This window comes from Janibacter limosus NBRC 16128 (assembly GCF_001570985.1).
In the GTDB taxonomy this organism is placed as follows: domain Bacteria; phylum Actinomycetota; class Actinomycetes; order Actinomycetales; family Dermatophilaceae; genus Janibacter; species Janibacter limosus.
The window spans coordinates 1-16,067 of sequence record NZ_BCSS01000028.1 but is presented as its reverse complement, the minus strand read 5'-3'; the positions used below and the strand labels follow the sequence as shown (position 1 = coordinate 16,067).

Annotated in this window: 15 protein-coding genes and 1 pseudogene; 5 read left to right on the top strand and 11 right to left on the bottom strand. The window is 69.6% G+C overall.

The features are described from left to right. The first annotated feature begins 86 nt into the window (after positions 1-86). Complete coding sequence (locus JLI01S_RS11140) at positions 87-1,004, top strand: ABC transporter ATP-binding protein (RefSeq protein ID WP_068264491.1); 918 nt, start codon at positions 87-89, stop codon at positions 1,002-1,004. Further along, entirely contained in the window at positions 1,001-2,170 is a 1,170-nt protein-coding gene (locus tag JLI01S_RS11135; protein ID WP_068264490.1) for an ABC transporter permease, read from the top strand. Before JLI01S_RS11140 ends, JLI01S_RS11135 begins: the two co-directional genes overlap by 4 nt. A 102-nt stretch (positions 2,171-2,272) precedes the next feature. Here JLI01S_RS11135 and JLI01S_RS11130 read toward each other — a convergent pair whose 3' ends face one another. The 4 genes from JLI01S_RS11130 to pgm all read right to left on the bottom strand — a co-directional run bounded on the left by JLI01S_RS11130 (position 2,273) and on the right by pgm (position 7,915). Further along, positions 2,273-4,474: a heavy metal translocating P-type ATPase gene (locus tag JLI01S_RS11130; protein ID WP_068264488.1), complete on the bottom strand. Its 2,202-nt coding sequence runs from the start codon at positions 4,472-4,474 to the stop codon at positions 2,273-2,275. Positions 4,475-4,533: 59 nt separating this feature from the next. Further along, complete coding sequence (locus tag JLI01S_RS11125) at positions 4,534-4,815, bottom strand: metal-sensitive transcriptional regulator (protein WP_068264486.1); 282 nt, start codon at positions 4,813-4,815, stop codon at positions 4,534-4,536. A gap of 62 nt (positions 4,816-4,877) precedes the next feature. Beyond that, entirely contained in the window at positions 4,878-6,128 is a 1,251-nt protein-coding gene (gene ilvA / locus JLI01S_RS11120; RefSeq protein WP_068264484.1) for a threonine ammonia-lyase IlvA, read from the bottom strand. Between the two features lie 131 nt (positions 6,129-6,259). Continuing rightward, entirely contained in the window at positions 6,260-7,915 is a 1,656-nt protein-coding gene (pgm, locus tag JLI01S_RS11115; RefSeq protein ID WP_068264483.1) for a phosphoglucomutase (alpha-D-glucose-1,6-bisphosphate-dependent), read from the bottom strand. A 75-nt stretch (positions 7,916-7,990) separates the two neighbouring features. Between pgm and JLI01S_RS11110 the strand changes: the two genes are divergently transcribed. Continuing rightward, positions 7,991-8,521 carry a YbaK/EbsC family protein gene (locus JLI01S_RS11110; RefSeq protein WP_068264481.1) on the top strand — a complete coding sequence of 177 codons (531 nt, stop codon included), beginning with the start codon at positions 7,991-7,993 and terminating at the stop codon, positions 8,519-8,521. A gap of 19 nt (positions 8,522-8,540) precedes the next feature. On the opposite strand, the gene JLI01S_RS11105 is transcribed toward JLI01S_RS11110, so the two are convergent. From JLI01S_RS11105 to arsM, 7 genes are all read right to left on the bottom strand, one after another. After that, the gene (locus JLI01S_RS11105; protein WP_068264479.1) at positions 8,541-8,774 is read right to left on the bottom strand and encodes a hypothetical protein; all 234 of its coding nucleotides are present in this window, start codon (positions 8,772-8,774) and stop codon (positions 8,541-8,543) included. A 245-nt stretch (positions 8,775-9,019) separates the two neighbouring features. Beyond that, positions 9,020-10,705 (bottom strand): ribonuclease J, encoded by a 1,686-nt coding sequence (locus tag JLI01S_RS11100; RefSeq protein WP_068264476.1) that lies wholly within the window; start codon positions 10,703-10,705, stop codon positions 9,020-9,022. A gap of 51 nt (positions 10,706-10,756) precedes the next feature. Further along, complete coding sequence (locus JLI01S_RS11095) at positions 10,757-11,182, bottom strand: helix-turn-helix domain-containing protein (RefSeq protein ID WP_068264474.1); 426 nt, start codon at positions 11,180-11,182, stop codon at positions 10,757-10,759. After that, the gene (locus JLI01S_RS11090) at positions 11,179-12,759 is read right to left on the bottom strand and encodes a peptide chain release factor 3 (RefSeq protein WP_245634594.1); all 1,581 of its coding nucleotides are present in this window, start codon (positions 12,757-12,759) and stop codon (positions 11,179-11,181) included. The genes JLI01S_RS11095 and JLI01S_RS11090 overlap by 4 nt, the downstream gene beginning before the upstream one ends. Positions 12,760-12,878: 119 nt before the next feature. Then, the gene (locus JLI01S_RS11085) at positions 12,879-13,298 is read right to left on the bottom strand and encodes an arsenate reductase ArsC (protein ID WP_068264472.1); all 420 of its coding nucleotides are present in this window, start codon (positions 13,296-13,298) and stop codon (positions 12,879-12,881) included. Continuing rightward, positions 13,295-14,386 (bottom strand): ACR3 family arsenite efflux transporter, encoded by a 1,092-nt coding sequence (arsB, locus tag JLI01S_RS11080; protein ID WP_068264470.1) that lies wholly within the window; start codon positions 14,384-14,386, stop codon positions 13,295-13,297. Before arsB ends, JLI01S_RS11085 begins: the two co-directional genes overlap by 4 nt. After that, the gene (arsM, locus tag JLI01S_RS11075) at positions 14,386-15,207 is read right to left on the bottom strand and encodes an arsenite methyltransferase (protein WP_068264467.1); all 822 of its coding nucleotides are present in this window, start codon (positions 15,205-15,207) and stop codon (positions 14,386-14,388) included. The genes arsB and arsM overlap by 1 nt, the downstream gene beginning before the upstream one ends. A gap of 81 nt (positions 15,208-15,288) precedes the next feature. Here arsM and JLI01S_RS11070 point away from each other — a divergent pair, with 81 nt between their 5' ends. Together JLI01S_RS11070 and JLI01S_RS11065 are read left to right on the top strand one after the other, a co-directional pair. Further along, positions 15,289-15,639 carry an ArsR/SmtB family transcription factor gene (locus tag JLI01S_RS11070; RefSeq protein WP_084349374.1) on the top strand — a complete coding sequence of 117 codons (351 nt, stop codon included), beginning with the start codon at positions 15,289-15,291 and terminating at the stop codon, positions 15,637-15,639. Positions 15,640-15,698: 59 nt separating this feature from the next. Next, positions 15,699-16,067 (top strand): annotated as a pseudogene (locus tag JLI01S_RS11065) (transglutaminase-like domain-containing protein); the annotation flags it as partial.

Sequence of the window (16,067 nt, the reverse complement as noted above, 5' to 3'; positions counted from 1 at the left end):
TCCCCCCGGAGGGGGAGACCCCCTTCGTCCCAAGACCACCCTCGGGGTGGATCCGCTCCGACCCTCCGGTCCATAGCGTTGGCGGCATGGACAGAGCACCGCAGACCATCACCGTCGAGGGCCTGACGCGACGCTTCGGGGACTTCACCGCCGTCGACCACATCGACTTCTCCGTGCCGCAGGGCACAATGACCGGATTCGTCGGCGGCAACGGCGCGGGCAAGACGACCACCATGCGGATGATCATGGGCGTGCTGTCGATCACCGACGGCCGGGTCATGTGGGGCGATCGGCCGATCACCGCCGCCGACCAGCGCACGATCGGCTACATGCCGGAGGAGCGGGGGCTCTACCCCAAGCAAAAGGTCGCCGATCAGCTGATCTACCTCGGCCAGCTCAAGGGCCTGTCGACCACGGCGGCCCGCGAGTCCGTCATGACGCTCCTCGAGCGACTCGGGCTGGGCGAGCGCACCGGCGACACCGTCGAGGCCCTCTCGCTCGGCAACCAGCAGCGGGTGCAGATCGCTGCCGCGCTGATGATCGAGCCAGCGGCGCTGATCCTCGACGAGCCCTTCAGCGGGCTCGACCCCGACGCCGTCGACTCGATGGCCGAGCTGCTGCGCGAGCACACGGCCCGCGGTGTGCCGGTGCTCTTCTCCAGCCACCAGCTCGACCTCGTCGACCGGCTGTGCGACCAGCTCGTCATCCTCGCCAAGGGGCAGGTCCGGGCGACCGGATCGCCCACCGAGCTGCGCGGCGGCTCCCCGCGACGTCACCGTCTGGTCGCCGTCCGCGACGCCGGCTGGGTCCGCGACGTGCCCGGTGTCTCCACCATCGACGTGGACGGCCCGGTCGCGGTGCTGGACCTGGCCAGCGACTCCGAGGTGGAGCGCCAACGGCTGCTCGGCGAGGTCCTCGCGGAGGGCCTGCGCCGTGGAGGAGTCACCGAGCTCTCCCCGATCATCCCGCCCCTGTCCGAGGTCTACCGAGAGGTGACGGCATGAAGACCACCAATGCCTGGACGCTCGTCGCCAAGCGCGAGTTGTCCGTCCGACTGCGGGACAAGACCTTCATCGGGTCCACCCTGCTCTCCCTCGTCATCCTCATCGCCGTCTTCGGCTTCCAGGCGTGGAATGCCAACAAGGCGTCGACCTATGACCTCGCGGTCACGTCCCAGTCCCAGCAGATGGGCCAGGTCGTCGCGGACGCGGCGCCGGGCATCGATGACAAGGTGACGATCACCCTGGTCGACGTCGCTGACGACGAGGCCGCCGAGGCCGCCGTCATGGACGACTCCGCCGACGCGTGGCTGCACCAGACCGACGACGGCTGGCAGCTCGTCGGCAAGACCGAGGTCAGCTCGAGCCTGCAGGACATCTCCACCCAGTCGATCAGCACGGCGGTCCTCACGGCGAACGCGGACGAGGCCGGCACTGATGTCGCCGCCCTGCAGAAGGGGACGGCTGTCACGACCGACATCCTCGACGGGGATGCGGAGCAGCAGGGCATCGCCAAGGCCGTCGGCTTCGGCATGGCGATCCTCTTCTACATGTCCGCCGCGATCTTCGGCATGTACCTCGCGATGAGCGTCACCGAGGAGAAGCAGTCGCGGATCGTCGAGATCATCGCGACCTCCATCCCGCTGCGGCACCTGCTCTTCGGCAAGCTCATCGCGGCCGTGGCGCTGGCGGTGGGTCAGCTGCTCCTCTACGCGGCCGTGGCAATCGTCGGGGCGAGCTTCACCGACTGGGGCGACATGCTCCCCGGCCTCACGTCCGGGCTGATCTGGTTCGTCGTCTTCTTCATCGCCGGCTTCACGATGATCGCGGCGTTGTACGCCGTGTCCGGGGCGCTCGCCTCGCGGCAGGAGGACATCCAGTCCACGTCCTTCCCCGTGACGATGCTGCTCATGGTGATGTTCTTCGGCGCGATGTTTGCGACCGGTCCGGTCGTCACGGTGCTGTCCTGGATCCCGCCCTTCTCCGCGATCCTGCAGCCGATGCGGCTGGTCTCCGGCGAGGCGCAGTGGTGGGAGGCCCTGATCAGCCTGGGCATCCTGGCCGCAGTCACTGTCGGCGTCATCCTCGTCGCGGAGCGGATCTACCGCCGGGCGCTGATGCAGACCGGCGGCAAGCTCTCCTACAAGGACGCGTGGAACGCCGAGCTGTAGCGACGGCCCCAAGACTGGATCGGCCCGGGCATCCGCAGGGGTGGTTCCCGGGCCGATCTGTGTCCCCGGCGCAGAGTCCCGGGCCGGTGACGTTGCCGGCGCTCAGTCGTCGATCGCACCCCGCAGGCGCAGCGAGTTGAGCACCACGAGCACCGAGCTCAGGGCCATCGCCGCACCGGCGATCATCGGGTTGAGCAGGCCGGCCATCGCGAGCGGGATGGCGGCGATGTTGTAGCCGAAGGCCCAGCCCAGGTTTTGCTTGATCACCTTGAGCGTCTCCCGGGAGAGGGCGATCGCGCGCGGGACGGACTCGAGGTCGGCGTGCACGAGGACGATGTCGGCCGACTCCATGGCGACATCGGTGCCGGTGCCCATGGCCATGCCGAGGTCGGCCTTGACGATGGCCGCAGCGTCGTTGACACCGTCACCGACCATGGCGACGACCCGGCCCTCGGCCTGCATCTGCTCGATGACGTCGTGCTTGTCCTGCGGGCGGACGTCGGCGATGACGTGCTCCGGGTCGATCCCGACCTTGGCCGCGATCGTCGTCGCGTTGTGCTCGTTGTCGCCGCTCAGCAGCCAGACCTGCAGCCCCTCGGCGCGCAGCGCACGGATCGCGTCGCCGGAGGTGTCGCGCACCTCGTCGGCGACCGTCAGCGCTCCGCGGGCGGTGCCGTCCCAGCCGACGAAGACCGTCGTGCCGGAGCGCTCGAGGGTGGCCAGCTCGGCCGGCACCTCGTCGAAGAGGTCGGCGCGACCGACGGTGACGCGGGTGTCCTTGATCGTCGCGACGGCACCGGAGCCCGGGAGGTTCTCGAAGTCCCGGATCGTCGGGATCTTGATGCCCTTGTCCTGGGCGCGACGCACGATGGCTCGGGCGATGGGGTGCTCGCTGCCGGACTCGACGGCAGCGGCGGCGGTGAGCACGGCGGCCGGGTGCAGGCCCGGTGCGGCGGCCAAGTCGGTGACCTGCGCGATGCCGGTCGTGATCGTCCCGGTCTTGTCGAGCACGATCGTGTCGATGCGGCGGGTGTCCTCGAGGACTTGCGGGCCCTTGATGAGCACGCCGCGCTGGGCGCCGCGGCTCGTGCCGACGAGCAGGGCCATCGGCGTGGCCAGGCCGAGCGCGCAGGGGCAGGCGATGATCAGGACGGTGACGGCGACACCGATCGCGGTCGTCGCCGAGCCGGACCCGATCCACCAGCCGACGAAGGTCAGCAGCGCCAGGCCGAGGACCACGGGGACGAAGACGGCGGAGACCCGGTCAGCGAGCCGCTGCACATCGGCCTTGCCCGTCTGGGCCTGCTCGACGAGCCGCACGATCTGCGAATAGGTGGTGTCCGCGCCGACTGCGGTCGCCTCGACGATCAGCCGGCCGGAGGTGTTGACCGTGCCGGCGTCGAGGGCGTCACCGGCGCGCACGTCGACAGGGACGGACTCGCCGGTGACGAGCGAGGTGTCGATGGAGCTCGTGCCGTCGAGGACGACACCGTCCGTCGCCACCTTTTCGCCGGGGCGCACGATGAAGTGGTCGCCGACCTGCAGCTCGTCGAGCGGCAGGATGACCTCGGTCGTCGCCCGGCTGCGGGAGTCGATCCGCTGGACGGCGACTCCCTTCGACCCGAGGTCCATGAGGTCGGTGAGCGTCGAGCGGCCCTCGTCCTTGCTCCGGGCCTCCAGCCAGCGACCGAGGAGGAGGAAGGCGGTGATGACCGCGGCGGTCTCGAAGTAGTAGTGCCCGTCCTGCCCGCCGCCGGTGACGAGGGTGACGAAGGACCACAGGTAGGCGGCGCTCACGCCGAGGCTGACAAGGGTGTCCATCGTCGAGGCCAGGTGGCGGGCGTTGAGATAGGCGGCCCGGTGGAAGGGCCAGGCGGCCCACGCGACGACCGGCGTGGTGAGCAGCCACTGCAGCCACGGGTTGGCGGCGGAACTCCACGGGCCCATCGCGAGGATGACCACGACGAGCGCGAGGACACCGGCGACGACGGCCCGACGCTGCAGGTCGGCGCGGGCGATGGGCGTGTGGGTGGGGGGAGTCAGGCGCGCATCGGGCTCGATGATCGTCGCCCCGTAGCCGGAGGACTCCACGGTGGCGATGAGCTGCTCGACGTCGACGGAGGCCGGGTGGTGGACCGTCGCCTTCTCCGTGGCGAGGTTGACGCTCGCCTCGACACCCTCGATCTTGCCGAGGTTGCGCTCGATCCGCGCGCTGCAGGAGGCGCAGGTCATGCCGGTGATCGCGAGGTCGACGCTGTGCGCGCCGGCCTCGGTCTCGGGGAGGGGGGTGGTCGTGGTGCTCATGGATGCATCATCTCGCGGGCTCGGAGGGGTCTGTGGAGGCGAAGGGGGCGCGTTGCGCGTCAGGAGCGGACGAGCCGCGCGATGGCAGCGCTGGCCTCGGCGACCTTGGCGGCCGCGGCCTCGTCGGACTCGCGGGCGGCGTCGACCACGCAGTGGCCGACATGGTCCTCGAGCAGGCCCAGGCTCACGGCCTGCAGCGCCTTGGTCGCCGCGGACACCTGCGTGAGGATGTCGATGCAGTAGGTGTCTTCCTCGACCATCCGTGAGATGCCACGGATCTGTCCCTCGACGCGCTTGAGGCGCTTGAGGTAGTCGTCCTTGCTGCCGCTGTAGCCGGCCATGGGTCCTCCTGATGGGGTGTCACCGTCGACAACAGCATACCCCTAGAGGGTATTCCGCCAGGTCAGCCGATGAGGCGGAAGAGCGGGCTGTCCGTCGGGATCCGCTCGATGCGCAGGGGGGAGGCGTCCATGCGGGCCAGGAGTGGGCCCAGCTCGTCCGGGTCGCCGAGCTCGAGGCCCACGATGGCCGTGCCGGTGTCGCGGTTGTTGCGCTTGATGTAGTCGAAGAAGGTGATGTCGTCGTCCGGGCCGAGCACCTCGTCGAGGAATCGACGCAGGGCACCCGGCTCCTGGGGGAAGTCGACGGTGAAGTAGTGCTTGCGCCCCTCGTGCACCAGCGCCCGCTCGACGATCTCCGCGTATCGTGAGACATCGTTGTTGCCCCCGGAGACGACCGCGACGACGGTGGACCCGGGCTCGATCCGCAGGTCGGCCAGCACCGTGGTCGCCAAGGCTCCCGCGGGCTCGGCGATGATCCCGTCGGTCTGGTACATCGCGAGCATCTCGACGCACAGCGCGCCCTCGGACACGGAGGTCAGGTGGGTGCCGGTGGCGGCGACCGCTGCGTGGGTGAGGGTGCCGGCCCGCCGGACCGCGGCGCCATCGACGAAGGGGGAGACCTCGTCCAGGTCCACGGGGGCACCGGCGGCCAGGGCGGCGGCCATCGAGGCAGCACCCTCCGGCTCGACGCCGACCAGGCGGGTCGAGGCGGTGTGGGCAGCCATCCAGGTGGCCATCCCGCCGAGGAGCCCGCCGCCACCGACGGGGACGGTGACGAGATCGGGGATCCTGCCCAGCTGCTGCACGATCTCGATGGCCACGGTGCCCTGCCCGGCCATGGTGTCGAGCGCGTCGAAGGCGGGGACGACGACGGCACCGGTACGGACCGCGTCCTCGGCTGCGGCCTTGGCAGCGTCGTCGTAGACCTCGCCGGTGACGATGACCTCGACCAGGTCACCGCCGAGGATGGCGACACGGTCACGCTTCTGACGAGGGGTGTTGCGCGGCAGATAGATCCGTGACCGCACGCCGAGACGCTGACCGGCGAAGGCGACGCCCTGCGCGTGGTTGCCGGCGGACGCGGCGACGACTCCCTTGGCCCGCTCCTCGTCGCTCAGGTTGGAGATGAAGTTGAAGGCGCCGCGCAGCTTGTAGGAGCGCACCGGCTGCAGGTCCTCACGCTTGAGCCAGACGTCGGCGCCGGTCGCGGCGGACAGGCGCTCGCTGCGCTGCAGCGGGGTCGCGGGCAGGACATCGGCGAGCAGGGCCGCTGCTGCGTCGACGGCGGCCGCGGTGAGGATCGGGGTGGTCACCTGCTCACGGTAGCCCCGCTGGTTGTGTGTTGAAGTGGTAGTCCAGCGTGCCGGCGAGCTCCATGTGGCGACGCCGGCTCCCATGGCTACCGGTTCAACACACAACCATCGTGCTGGTCAGGTCAGCTGCGTCACCCGCGGAGCGCGGCGTCCACGACCCCCTTGGCGTCCGCCTGCACCTGCGCCAGGTGGTCGGGGCCGCGGAAGGACTCGGCGTAGATCTTGTAGACGTCCTCGGTGCCGGAGGGTCGGGCGGCGAACCACGCGGACTCGGTGACGACCTTGAGTCCACCGATCGCCGCGCCGTTGCCGGGAGCTTGGGTGAGCTTGGCCGTGATCGGCTCTCCTGCCAGCTCGTCCGCGGTGACGGCGTCGGGCGTGAGGGCCTTGAGTGCGGCCTTCTGCTCCCGTGTGGCCGGTGCGTCGACGCGTGCATAGGCGGGCTCGCCATGACGGGCCACGAGGTCGGTGTAGTGCTCGCTGGGGGAGCGGCCGGTCGTCGCGAGGATCTCGGAGGCGAGCAGCGCGAGGATGATGCCGTCCTTGTCGGTCGTCCACACCGACCCGTCGTGCCGCAGGAAGGACGCGCCAGCGGACTCCTCCCCGCCGAACCCGACCGACCCGTCGAGCAGCCCGGGCACAAACCACTTGAACCCGACCGGCACCTCCCACAGCTCCTTGCCGAGGTCAGCAGCGACGCGGTCGATCATCGAGCTCGACACGAGCGTCTTGCCGATGCGTTCGCTCGACCAGCCGGGCCGCGCACCGCCGTAGAGGTATTGCAGCGCGACGGCGAGGTAGTGGTTGGGGTTCATCAGTCCGCCATCAGGGGTGACGATCCCGTGCCTGTCGGAGTCGGCGTCGTTGCCCGTCGCGATGTCGTACCGGTCGCGCTGCTGGATGAGGCTCGCCATGGCTGCCGGCGAGCTGCAGTCCATCCGGATCTTGCCGTCCTTGTCGAGCGTCATGAAGCGCCACGTCGCGTCGACGAGCGGGTTGACGACGGTCAGGTCAAGGCCGTGGTGCTCGCCGATCTCGCCCCAGTAGTGCACGGCCGCGCCACCCATCGGGTCGGCGCCGATCCGCACACCGGCGTCCTTGATCCGTTGCAGGTCAACGACATCGGGCAGGTCGGTGACATAGGCGGCGAGGTAGTCGTGGTCGGTGGCCGCAGCCCGTGCCCGGGCGAAGGGGGCCCGCCGCACCTGCCGCAGCCCCTCCCGCAGGTGGGCATTCGCCGCGTCGGCGATGGCGGTCGTCGCGTCGGTGTCGGCAGGCCCACCATGGGGCGGGTTGTACTTGAACCCGCCGTCGCTCGGCGGGTTGTGCGACGGGGTGACGACGATGCCGTCAGCCAGGCCCACCCCCTTCGCGCTGAGGTCCTTGCCGCGGTTGGCGGTGAGGATCGCGTGCGAGATCGCGGGGGTCGGCGTGTAGCCGTCGCGGGAGTCGACGAGGACGGTCACGTCGTTGCCGATCAGCACCTCCAACGCACTCGTCCAGGCGGGCTCGGAGAGGGCGTGGGTGTCGCGTCCGAGGAAGACAGGTCCGTCGATGCCCACGGCCCGACGGAAGTCGACGATCGCCTGGGTCGTGGCGAGGATGTGCGCCTCGTTGAAGGACCCGTCCACCGACCGTCCGCGGTGCCCGCTCGTGCCGAAGGCGACCTGCTGGTCGACATCGTCCGGGTCGGGCTGGACGGCGTAGTAGGCGGTGACGACGTGGCTGACGTCGATGAGGTCCTCGGGCAGCGCGGGCGTCCCGGCACGATCAGCGGCTGAGCTCATGTGCCGACGCTACCCAACGCTCCCTGAGGAGGCCGCCCCGCGACCGTCTCGAAGGGATGCCCATATCGTCAGACCATGAGCACTGCAGCCGGCACCCTGACCTGGACCCCCGCGGCGGAGCGGTCCGATCTGCTCGCCGCGTCCGTGGCGGCAGCCATCGCGGGGCTTCCCTCCGCCCGCGTCGCCGAGATCGACCCTGAGCTGGCGGACACCGCAGCCTTTTGCGAGGCCTACGGCTCTCCCGCGGAGTTCTCCGCCAACTGCGTCGTCGTCGCCGGGCGAAGGGGAGGGGAGACCAAGCACGCCGCCGTCCTCGTCCTCGCGAGCGACCGGGCGGACATCAACGGCATCGTGCGGCGCCACCTCGACGCGCGCAAGATCTCCTTCGCCCCGATGGACGAGACCGTCGAGACGACCGGCATGGAGTACGGCGGCATCACGCCGATCGGACTGCCCGCGGACTGGCCGGTCCTGATCGACGAGGCCGTCGTGGCAGCCGGCGAGGTCGTCATCGGCTCCGGGGTCCGCGGGTCCAAGCTGCTCGTGGACGCGGCCGAGCTGGCCGCGCTGCCGAGCGCCGAGGTGCTGGCGCTTGCACAGGCCTGAGCCGAGTCTCCGGGAGGCCTCAGCGCCGCCCGGCGGTCAGGATGAGGCGGATCTCGTCCCTGAGTGTGGACGCGAATTCCCGGCACCCAGCCATGAGGCCCGGGTCCGGGTGGCTGGCGTCGACCGGTCTGCCGGTCGCGGCTCGCTCGATGGAGTCGGCCCACATCTGCGTCTCGCGCTGCCCACCCTGGAAGCGGAAGATCTGCGTGCTGTCGTCGAATGCGATCTCGAGCCGAGGGGCGAGGTGTGTCACCGACCTGCGGCCGGCCGCTGGTCACCCGGATCGAGCGCAGTGGGAAGTCCTGGATCCCCCGAGCGTCCCGCAGCGCTCCCTTGCTCACCACGATGAGGCGCACATCGGTCAAGATCAACTCATCGGCGAAGTGGGAAATCTGCTGTCCCCACTCTGCACGCGAGCGTACGAACGCAGGACGGTCTCGTCGGGCAGGGGACGGTAGCCGGTCACGACCCCGATGCTAGGGCCGTGACCGGCGACGATCATGCTTCGACGACCACCGGGATGACCAAGGGGTTGCGGCGGTGCTTGCGGCCGGCCCACTGGGAGACCGCGCGCCCGATCCGCTTCTCGAGGTCGATCGGGTCGCCCACCCCGTCTGCAGCTGCGGCCGCGAGCGCCTTCTCGATGGACGGGATCGCATCCTCGAAGAGGGAGTCGTCGGCGCCCAACCCTCGGGCGAGGAACTCGGGCGGCTCGACCAGCTTGCCCGTGTCGATGTCGATCAACGCGAGCACCGTGACGATGCCTTCCTGGCTCAGGGTGACCCGGTCGCGCAGGCTCTCCTCGGTCACGCCGCCCACGGTTCCCGCGGAGACGTAGACGTACCCGGCGCGGACCTTGCCGGTGACGCGCACCTCGCCGTCCTGCAGGTCGACCACGACACCGTCGTCGACGACCGGCACGTGAGCCGGGTCGAGACCGGTGGCGATGGCCAGGTCGGCGTTGGCCCGCAGGTGACGCCACTCGCCGTGGACCGGCATGACATTGCGCGGCTTGACGAGGTTGTAGCAGTAGACGAGCTCGCCCGCACTGGCGTGGCCGGAGACGTGCACCTTGGCATTGCCCTTGTGGACGACATTGGCGCCCCGCCGGGTCAGGCCGTTGATGACGCGCGAGATCGAGGTCTCGTTGCCGGGGATGAGTGAGGAGGCCAGCAGCACCGTGTCGTTTTCGGCGATGCGGATCTGGTGGTCACCGCTGGCCATGCGAGACAGCGCAGCCATGGGCTCACCCTGGGAGCCGGTGCACACCAGGGTGACCTTGTTGTCAGGCATCTTGGACAGTTCCTTGGCATCGACGATGAGCCCGCGGGGGACGTCGAGATAGCCGAGCTGTCGGGCGATGTCCATGTTGCGCACCATCGATCGACCGACGAAGGCGACCTTGCGCTTGTGCCGGTGTGCCGAGTCCAGCACCTGCTGGATGCGGTGGACGTGACTGGCGAAGCTGGAGACGACGACCCGACCCGGGGCCGTGCGGAAGACGGTCTCGATGGCCGGCGCCAGGTCCTTCTCGGCGGTCGTGAAGCCGGGCACCTCCGCGTTGGTGGAGTCGGTGCAAAAGAGGTCGACGCCCTCGGCGCCCAGCCGAGCAAAGGCGGGCAGGTCCGTCAGCCGCTTGTCCAGCGGGAACTGGTCCATCTTGAAGTCGCCGGTGTGCAGCAGCAGTCCTGCCGTGGTGCGCACCGCGACGGCCAGCCCGTCGGGGATGGAGTGGTTGACCGCGATGAACTCGCAGCCGAAGGGCCCCAGATCGCGGTGGTCACCCTCGACGACCTCGATGGTCGTGGGCTTGATCCGGTGCTCCTTGAGCTTCGCCGTGATCAGCGCCAAGGTGAGTCGCGACCCGATCAGCGGGATGTTGTTGCGCTGCTTCAGCAGGTACGGAACGCCGCCGATGTGATCCTCGTGCCCGTGGGTCAGGACGATGCCCACGATGTCGTTCATGCGGTCCTTCAGATAGCTGAAGTCCGGCAGGATGACGTCGACGCCCGGCTGGTGCTCCTCGGGGAAGAGGACGCCGCAGTCGATCACCAGCAGCTTGCCGCGGTGCTCCAGGACCATCATGTTGCGGCCCACCTCGCCGAGACCTCCCAGCGGGATGACTCGCAGGGCGTCCTTGGGCAGTGCGGGTGGTGCGCCCAGCTCGGGGTGCGGATGACTCATTGATCTCCTTGGTTGTGGGGTGCTTCGATCGTGCTATGTCTGAGTGCGAGCCTACTTTGACGTCACGGCAGGGTTGGTCGTCGGTGGTTGTGGCTGCGCGGTCTGGGCCAGGGCATCGGTGAAGGCCTCTGCGCGAGCGGTGGCTTCCTTCAGCTCGGCCACCCGGGTGAGTGCGTCAGCGTGGATCGCGTCGACCTGCGCCCGGGCCGACGACGTGTCGGCTGCGGGTCCTGCCGGGTCCGCGAGGACATCGAGGGCGTCCACGAGCTGACGCATCTCCTCGATCGAGAAGCCGAGGGGCTTCATCGGCTTGATCAGGAGCAGCCGCTCGATGTCCGCGTCGCCGTAGAGGCGGAAGCCGCCCTCGGTGCGCGCGGTGGGCGTGAGCAGGCCCATCTCCTCGTAGTACCGCAGGGTGCGGTGTGAGAGCCCGGTGCGGGTGACCACCTCGCCGATCAGGACGTGGCGATCGGTCACGTCCCCACCTTGTCGTCGGCGGCAAAGATCGGCGGCAGGCTGCCGTCGGGCAGCCGTCCCGCGATGGCGTGCATCCGCCAGGCGTCGGCGAAGAGCGCCACCACCACACCATCGGTGCGTTCGAGCACCTCCGCGCCGCTCTGGCGATCGACGGCGGACACGGCCTCGGGGACGACCCGGCTCGCGACGCTGTAGGACAGGTGGTCCTGGCTGGCCGGGGCGCCGAACTCGTGCTCGAGCCGGTGGGCCGCGACCTCGAACTGCATGGGCCCGACGGCCGCCAGGACGGGGGCCTGGACTCCGCGGCGGTCGGAGACGAGGACCTGGACGACGCCCTCCTGGTCGAGCAGCTCGATCCCTCGACGGAACTGCTTGGCCCGTCCGGTGTCGCGGGAGCGGAAGACGGCGAAGTGCTCCGGGGCGAACCGCGGCAGGCCGGGATACCTGACGGGGCGGGAGTCGTAGAGGGTGTCGCCCACCTGGAGCGCCTGCGCATTGGTCAGGCCGACGACATCGCCGGGGTAGGCCTCGTCGATGGTCTCGCGCTCCCTGCCGAAGACCGACTGCGCGTACTTGGTCTGGAAGGGGCGCCCGGTGCGGGACTGGGTGAGGACAGCACCCCGCTCGAAGCGCCCGGAGCAGACCCGCATGAAGGCCATCCGGTCCCGGTGGGCCGGGTCCATCCCGGTCTGGACCTTGAAGATGAACCCGGAGAAGGGCGCCTCGACCGGCCGGGGCTGGCGCTCGACGTCGGTCCACGCGCTCGGTGCCGGAGCGAGGTCGATCACGGTCTGGAGCAGCTCGGCGACACCGAAGTTTTGCACTGCTGCGGAGAAGAGGACCGGCGTGGACTGAGCGGCCAGGAAGCTCTCCTGGTCGTGGGCGTGACCGGAGGCGGTGAGCAGCTCGAACTCCTCGGCGGCCCGCTCCCAGTCCTCGCCATGGCGCTCGAACGCCTCAGCGGGAGTGAGTGACTCCCCGACCGCGATCGTGGCCCCTCCCGCCGTGCGCGTGAACTCCGTCATCCCACCCGTGGCCGGATCCGTCAGCCCACGGAAGTCCCCGGCGATCCCCACGGGCCAGTTCAGCGGTGTGGGGTGGATGCCCAGCCGGTCACTGATCTCGTCCAGGAGCTCCAGCGGCTCCTGGCCAGGCCGGTCCCACTTGTTGATCAGCGTGATCACGGGGGTCGCCCGAGCCCGGCAGGCCTCGAAGAGCTTGAGCGTCTGGGGCTCCAGTCCCTTGGCCGCGTCGAGGAGCATGACGGCGCAGTCGACGGCCGACAGGACGCGATAGGTGTCCTCGGAGAAGTCGGCGTGGCCGGGGGTGTCGAGCAGGTTGATCACGACGTCCTGGACGCGGAACTGCAGCGCGGCAGAGGTGATCGAGATGCCGCGCGCCTGCTCCATCTCGTTCCAGTCGGAGACCACGCCGCGCCGGGATCCCTTGCCGTGGACGGCACCGGCCTGGGCGATGGCGTGCGCGTGGAGAGCGAGTGCCTCCGTGAGGGTGGACTTGCCGGCATCGGGGTGAGAGATCACCGCAAATGTCCGTCGCCGGGTGGCCTCCCTGGTCACGTCGTCACTCAATGCATCCTCCTGTGGCCGGCAAGCGTCGTGATGGCGTGGGGAACCGGCGCCAGCCACTCTAACGTTGCGGCAGAGTTGTCTCCGCATCGCCGGATCGGAGGAGGGCGTCAGCGCGGCCCGTCCTGGACGGGCACGTCGAGCGAGGCGAGCAGCTCGCCGACACGTCGCTTGATGTCGTCGCGGATCGGCCGCACGGACTCGACCCCTTGGTCGGCGGGGTCCTCGAGCTGCCAGTCCTCGTACCTCTTGCCGGGGAAGATCGGGCAGGCATCGCCGCACCCCATCGTGATGACGACCTCGCTGGCCTGCACGGCCTCGGTCGTCAGCACCTTGGGCGACTCGGCGGACAGATCGATCCCGTCCTCGAGCATCGCCGCGTGGACCGCCGGGTTGATCGAGTCGGCCGGCGCGGAGCCGGCCGAGCGCACCTCGACGGCGCCCTCGGACAGCACGCGGGTGTATGCGGCGGCCATCTGCGATCGGCCGGCGTTGTGCACGCAGACATAGAGGACGGACGGTCGGCTCATCGGCTGGCTCCTTGGTGTGTGGCGTCGACTACTGACGAAGGGGGTGTGAACCGTTTGCGCAGCGCGAGGCTGACGTAGACCAGGCCGACGAGGACGGGGACCTCGATGAGTGGTCCGACGACGCCGGCGAGGGCCTGGCCGCTCGTCGCGCCGAAGGTCGCGATCGCCACGGCGATCGCCAGCTCGAAGTTGTTGCCCGAGGCGGTGAAGGCGAGAGTCGTCGTGCGCTCGTAGGACATGCCGAGCAGCCGGCCGGTGGCGTAGCCGATGCCCCACATGATCGCGAAGTAGGCGAGCAGCGGCAGCGCGATCCGGGCGACGTCGCCGGGCTTGGAGGTGATCTGCTCACCCTGCAGAGCGAAGAGCAGCACGATGGTGAAGAGCAGCCCGTAGAGGGCCCATGGGCCGATCTTGGGCAGGAAGGACTCTTCGTACCGCTCACGGCCCCAACGGCGCTCCCCGCCCCGGCGGGTGAGGTAGCCGGCGAGCAGTGGGATGCCGAGGAAGATCAGCACGGACTTGGCTATCTGCCACGCGGACACATCCAGGTCCGTCTGGTCCAGGCCGAGCCAGCCCGGCAGCACGGTGAGGTAGAACCAGCCGAGAGCGGCGAAGGCGACGACCTGGAAGAGGCTGTTGATCGCCACGAGCACGGCCGCGGCGTCGCGGTCGCCGCACGCCAGGTCGTTCCAGATGATGACCATCGCGATGCAGCGGGCGAGTCCGACGATGATCAGGCCGGTGCGGTACTCCGGCAGGTCGGGCAGCAGGAGCCAAGCCAGGGCAAACATCAGCGCCGGGCCGATGATCCAGTTCAGGACGAGCGAGGAGCCGAGCAGTCGCCGGTCGCTGGTGACGGTGTCGAGGCGGTCATAGCGGACCTTGGCGAGCACCGGGTACATCATGACGAGCAGGCCGATGGCGATCGGCAGGGAGATGCCGTCGATCTCGATCGCGCTCAACGCCGTGCCGAGCCCCGGGACGAGCCGGCCGAGCAGCAGGCCGGCGACCATGGCCAGCCCGATCCAGACGGCCAGGTAGCGGTCGAGCGTCGACAGGCGCGGCGGGGTCATCGTGTCCGTGGTCATCAGGCGTCACCCTTGCGGGCGCGGATGAAGGCGCTGGCGAAGGCGCCTTGGAGCGAGTCCATGACGTCCTCGAGCGACCATCCCTCGGGGAGCTGGCCGTCGACCATGTCGGACATGCGCTCCAGCTCTGCCCGGTCGAAGGTGCGGGTGACCTCGACCGACGCGTCGGCGAACCCAGCCTCCGTCAGCGTGGCGATGTAGTCGGTGTCGAGGAGGGCGCCCGAGACGCAACCGGTCCACAGTCCGATGATCCCGCGCAGCGCGTCGGGGATCTCGCGCAGCAGGACGATGTCGGACACGGCGAAGCGACCGTCCGCGCGCAGCACGCGGTGGCACTCGCTGGCCACGGACGCCTTGTCAGGCGAGAGGTTGATGACGCAGTTGGAGATGACGACGTCGACGGACGCGTCGTCAAGGGGGATCTCCTCGATGGTCCCGCGGACGAAGCGAGCGTTGGTGACGCCTGCCTCTGCCTGGTTGCACCGGGCGAGCTCGAGCATCTCGTCGGTCATGTCGAGGCCGGTGGCGGTGCCGGTGGGGCCGACCCGTCGCGCGGAGAGCAGGACGTCGAGGCCGCCGCCGGACCCGAGGTCGAGCACGTCCTCGCCGGGGGAGAGGTCGGCCAGGGCGGTCGGGTTGCCGCAACCGAGCGAGGCGGCGAGCGCGGTGTCCGAAGGGGAGTCCGTCCCCTCGTAGAGCCCCACGGTGATCGGGTCGGTGGCGGTGGGGCCGCAGCAGGAGCCGCCGGTTTCCAGCTGGTCGCGGGCGGCGGCGGCGTAGCGCTCGCGCACGGCCTCGTGGGTGTCTCTTGCGGTGTTCACGGTGCTCCTGCTTCGATGGATGTCGAATCAACTGCCAAGCGAAGCATGTCCTTCTACTTTGGCATGTGTCAAGATAGGGCGATGAGCATCCTCGAGTCCGTGCCGCGGGAGCAGGCCGTCACCTGCTGCGGACTGGCGACCTCACCGGTGACGCAGGCTGATGCTGTGCGTCTGGCGCCGGTCTTCAAGGCGCTCGGTGACCCGGTCCGGCTGCGGATGGTGTCGATGATCGCGGCCCAGCCCGAGTTGTGTGTCTGCGAGATCACCCCTGCCTTTGACCTGTCGTCGGGGACGATCTCGCACCACCTGAAGCTGCTGCGCGAGGCCGGCCTTGTCGACTGTGAGCGGCGCGGGACCTTTGTCTTCTACTGGGTCAACCCCGAGGCTCTCGGGGCGCTCTCGGCACTGCTCGCGGTCACCGAGCCGGTCTGATCGCGGGGGCTCCCCCCTTCGCTTTGACGGGGTGGCCTCCGCCGCGGTCCCATGGGGGCATGACCGACCTCGCGATCGTTGATGCTGCATCCACCCCGCTCCAGGCCCGGGTGGGGACCAAGTTCGCCTATGGGACGCAGGGTGTCCGTGAGGCGCTGCTGTCCTTCGCCGTGTCCAATGCGCACGACATCATCGAGGAGGAGATCCTCATCCACGCGGGCGGCAAGCAGATCGAGGCTCGCGAGCTCGCCGGCAACCACGGCACCCGCCTGCACCTTGTGGAGGGCGTCGGTGACGGCTGGCTCGAGGTCACCTACTCCGCGCTCGTCGACATCACGCGTCCCACGGGCGACCAGGTCGGCCCCGAGATCGACTTCGACCGGTGGGTCTTCACGCGCCCGAGCCGCTACGCGGAGTCCGACCGGCTC

Coding starts and splice junctions, on each gene's coding strand:
- JLI01S_RS11140 (WP_068264491.1), top strand. CDS start 87: ATGGACAGAGCACCGCAGACCATCACCGTCGAGGGCCTGACGCGACGC.
- JLI01S_RS11135 (WP_068264490.1), top strand. CDS start 1,001: ATGAAGACCACCAATGCCTGGACGCTCGTCGCCAAGCGCGAGTTGTCC.
- JLI01S_RS11130 (WP_068264488.1), bottom strand. CDS start 4,474: ATGAGCACCACGACCACCCCCCTCCCCGAGACCGAGGCCGGCGCGCAC.
- JLI01S_RS11125 (WP_068264486.1), bottom strand. CDS start 4,815: ATGGCCGGCTACAGCGGCAGCAAGGACGACTACCTCAAGCGCCTCAAG.
- pgm (WP_068264483.1), bottom strand. CDS start 7,915: ATGAGCTCAGCCGCTGATCGTGCCGGGACGCCCGCGCTGCCCGAGGAC.
- JLI01S_RS11110 (WP_068264481.1), top strand. CDS start 7,991: ATGAGCACTGCAGCCGGCACCCTGACCTGGACCCCCGCGGCGGAGCGG.
- JLI01S_RS11100 (WP_068264476.1), bottom strand. CDS start 10,705: ATGAGTCATCCGCACCCCGAGCTGGGCGCACCACCCGCACTGCCCAAG.
- JLI01S_RS11085 (WP_068264472.1), bottom strand. CDS start 13,298: ATGAGCCGACCGTCCGTCCTCTATGTCTGCGTGCACAACGCCGGCCGA.
- arsB (WP_068264470.1), bottom strand. CDS start 14,386: ATGACCACGGACACGATGACCCCGCCGCGCCTGTCGACGCTCGACCGC.
- JLI01S_RS11070 (WP_084349374.1), top strand. CDS start 15,289: ATGAGCATCCTCGAGTCCGTGCCGCGGGAGCAGGCCGTCACCTGCTGC.